Source organism: Agromyces binzhouensis (assembly GCF_004135055.1).
Lineage (GTDB): Bacteria > Actinomycetota > Actinomycetes > Actinomycetales > Microbacteriaceae > Agromyces > Agromyces binzhouensis.
The window spans coordinates 1-787 of sequence record NZ_SDPL01000728.1; the positions used below are offsets into that span (position 1 = coordinate 1).

The 787-nt window shown below is 76.2% G+C and carries 1 protein-coding gene; it reads right to left on the reverse strand.

The genetic code is table 11. From position 1 onward, the window contains the following. Positions 1 to 14: 14 nt before the first annotated feature. Positions 15 to 787, reverse strand: a 773-nt coding sequence (modA, locus tag ESO86_RS17910) for a molybdate ABC transporter substrate-binding protein (RefSeq protein WP_129236049.1), incomplete at its 5' end; no start/stop codon positions are given.

The following is a 787-nucleotide window of genomic DNA, read 5'->3' on the forward strand; positions in this document are numbered from 1 at the left end:
GCCCCGCCGCGCGGTCACGGCGCGCCGAACCCGAACCGCTCGAGCACGGCGCGACCGTCCCGGCCGGTGACGAAGTCCCGGAACGCGGCTGCCGCTGCCGGGTGCGGCGCGTCGACGAGGTCGGCGATCGGGTAGCGGTTGACGACGGATGCCGCGGCCGCCACCTCGACGCCCTCGACCGCGTCGCCGGCCGAGCGGAGGTCCGTCAGGTAGACGAGCCCCGCGTCGACCTCGCCGAGGACGACCTTCGTGAGCACGGCCCTCACGTCGGACTCGAGCGTGTCGGGAGCCGCGTCGACCCCCTCGTCGTCGAGCAGCGACGCGGCGGCGGCGCCGCAGGGCACGCTCTCGTCGCACAGCGCGATCCGGAGCTCGTCGCGGGCGAGGTCGGCGAGGCCGGTGATGCCGGCCGGGTTGCCGGCCGGCACGGCGAGTCCGAGCGTGTTCGTCGCGAAGACCGTCGCGCCGTCGGCGAGTTCCGCGTCGACGATCCTCGCCATGGGGGGTTCGGCGGCGGCGGCGAACACGTCGGCCGGGGCGCCCGCGACGATCTGCTGCGCGAGCGCGGCGCTCCCGCCGAGGTTCAGGACGACGTCGACCTCGGGATGCCGCTGCTCGAACCGATCGGCGAGCTCCTCGAACGCCTCGGTGAGCGACGCGGCCGCGAACACCGTGATCGTGCCCGACTCGATCGCGACGATCGACTGGCCCGCCGACCCGCCCCGTTCGGCGGACCCGCCGGTGCCGCCCGCGCACGCCGCGAGCCCGGCGAGTCCCGCACCGGCGA